We start from the raw sequence: 2,413 nt of genomic DNA on the forward strand, positions 1-2,413 counted from the left end.
GTGACCTTGAAGTAGACTTTGTCGCAGTCAAACAAAGCGAAAAAATATATGTACAAGTATCATTGACTATTCATGACGAATCCACTAAAGATAGAGAAATCAAACCACTTAAAGCCATACGGGACAACTACCCTAAATTCATCATTACCATGGACAAGGTGATATTTGACGATTTTGACGGCATTAAAATCGTTAATGCCATAGACTTCTTGCTTAATAATTGACCCAACTAAAATATGCTCGCAAGCATCATTCTTGTGAGCATACCATTCTCTATTTTAATCCCCCAGAACTATTGTTTTTCCAAACCTTCTATCAAATTATCCAGATTATATAAATGTAAATACTCATCCAATCTAGACAAATCAATTAAACTTTTTGTAAACCCGCTCTTTGAAAACAAGTAGAAGTGAGCATCATTATATTTGAAATTTTTCTCAGCTTTAATCTTTAACTGTTCATAAACTTTAATATCACACTTCTGATTCCTCCACTTACACTCTCCAAACACATATTTGTTGTTATCGAATCCAACTATATCAATTTCCTCTTGTTTATTCCACCAACGACCTATATGTCTTATACGGTAGGGATATTTATCCCTTGAAATAATTCTCTTTAATATATTCATAGATATATCTTCAAACACACTACCAACAAAAGAATTAATCTCCTGTTCAATATCAAACTCATATACATCATCAATCAAACCTTCTTCTATTTCCGAAATATTTGGAAATACAAATCTAAAATAAAATTCAAAATAATTGTTATTAAGCTTATAAAGTCCGGAATGAAGATTAATCTTCACTTTGATTTTTTCTGTAATAGGATACTCTTTAGTTACAATCCCCAATTCTATGAGGTTTTTTAAATATACTGCCAATTTATTTGTGCTTATTTGAGTTTTATTATGAATTTCATTTAGCTTAGTTGCTCCAAATGCAATTTTTTCAATAATTGTGTAATATACAAGAGGCTCTCTAAGTTCTTGTTTTATTAGAAAATCAACCTCATTATATAGGATTTTACCCTTGTTCAAAATATTTGTGCAAATATTCTCCTTGAGTTTTTTTGATTGTTCAAATTGCAGCAAATAATGTGGTACCCCACCTAATATGCTATAAGCCGTAATCAATTCTTCCTTATTATATTGTGGGAAAAACTCCTTAATTTCTTCAAATTTCAATTCTTCCAATTTATATATCCCCGTCATTCTATATAAAGGATTTTTCTCACTAAGAACTTCATTCTCCATAAAACTCATACTTGAGCCACAAATAATCAATTTTAGTTTAGAATTTTTAAGTTTATGGTCCCAACAGTTTTGAAGTATTGACGCTATTGTCTTATTCCCTTTTGCCATGTATGGGAACTCATCAAAAACAACAACAAGTTTCTTGTCTTTTGCTATTTCCCATAAATGATTAAACAATGCTTCCCAATTATCAAATCGCTTGCCTTTTCCTAATATCTTCTCTGATATCGATGATAACTGCTCATAGTCTATACATTCTTTAGCACTATAAAATATATGCTCCTTATTTTTTGTAAATTGTTTTATCAGCTCTGTTTTACCAATTCGTCGTCTTCCATAAATAGTTATAAACTCAGATATATCAGAATTATACATATCATCCAAATAATTTAGTTCCTGTGTTCTTCCAATAAACATATCCTCCATCTCCCTTATATTCGATACATTTCAATAAATCTTAATATAATCAAATCATGATTTGTCAAATCATAATTTGATTATATCGTTTATTTTATAAGTTGTAAATAGTAAATTCTATTCAACCTCTTCAAAATCTCCAAAAGCAATATCAGTATGCGTATAACCTTCTTTCATTTTCCCTGCTTTAATAAAAGGACTCGAATTTTATAATCTATTATTCATTTGATCTTTTTATTCCATATACTTCACTATCTTGCTTGTTATAATTGCATACTCTATTTCACCTTTTGTACTAGAACCGATGTATCCATCCTTATTAATAACATATATCTCATCCGCCATGTCTATTTTTCTTTTATGCATATCATCAAGCATTTCTTTGACTTCCTGTGTCAGAACTGTTTTATATTCTCCATCAGCATGACCAAAGACCCCAACACTTATTATAATATTACCTTCAAGCGTCAGCCTTCTTTGGGCTTCTATGAATTCGTCCTTGAATCTTGTACTCCCACATAATGTTATCACCTTGTATTCTCTCGACATTTCTTCATTCCTCTTTTCAATTATTATAATTTTCAAAACTCCATTCAAACTTGTACTGATGGTTTTGAAAACCAATCCTGGAGGTCTCTCTTCAATATGAACTGACTAAATTAATTGCCTATTTTTATGGAAAAGTACTTGCCGTTTACAGCTTCTCTCCAATACATACCCACAATCTCATCAGGATAA

The 2,413-nt window shown here is 30.5% G+C and carries 2 protein-coding genes and 1 pseudogene; 1 reads left to right on the forward strand and 2 read right to left on the reverse strand.

Features of this window, described 5'->3' with window-relative positions; all coding sequences use genetic code 11:
• Nucleotides 1-224 (forward strand): annotated as a pseudogene (locus AC3AX0_RS04680) (ATPase); the annotation flags it as partial.
• A gap of 68 nt (nucleotides 225-292) precedes the next feature.
• On the opposite strand, the gene AC3AX0_RS04685 reads toward AC3AX0_RS04680, so the two are convergent.
• Both AC3AX0_RS04685 and AC3AX0_RS04690 read right to left on the reverse strand, forming a co-directional pair.
• Nucleotides 293-1,675 (reverse strand): ATP-binding protein, encoded by a 1,383-nt coding sequence (locus AC3AX0_RS04685; RefSeq protein WP_487549147.1) that lies wholly within the window; start codon nucleotides 1,673-1,675, stop codon nucleotides 293-295.
• 234 nt (nucleotides 1,676-1,909) lie between these two features.
• Nucleotides 1,910-2,224, reverse strand: coding sequence for a hypothetical protein (locus AC3AX0_RS04690; protein ID WP_487549155.1), 315 nt, complete (start codon nucleotides 2,222-2,224; stop codon nucleotides 1,910-1,912).
• Nucleotides 2,225-2,413 lie beyond the last annotated feature (189 nt).

The organism is Dethiosulfatibacter sp. (genome assembly GCF_983023055.1).

Bases quoted from the DNA above. Each gene is read 5' to 3' on its own strand.
- AC3AX0_RS04685 (WP_487549147.1), bottom strand. From the start codon at position 1,675: ATGTTTATTGGAAGAACACAGGAACTAAATTATTTGGATGATATGTAT.
- AC3AX0_RS04690 (WP_487549155.1), bottom strand. From the start codon at position 2,224: ATGTCGAGAGAATACAAGGTGATAACATTATGTGGGAGTACAAGATTC.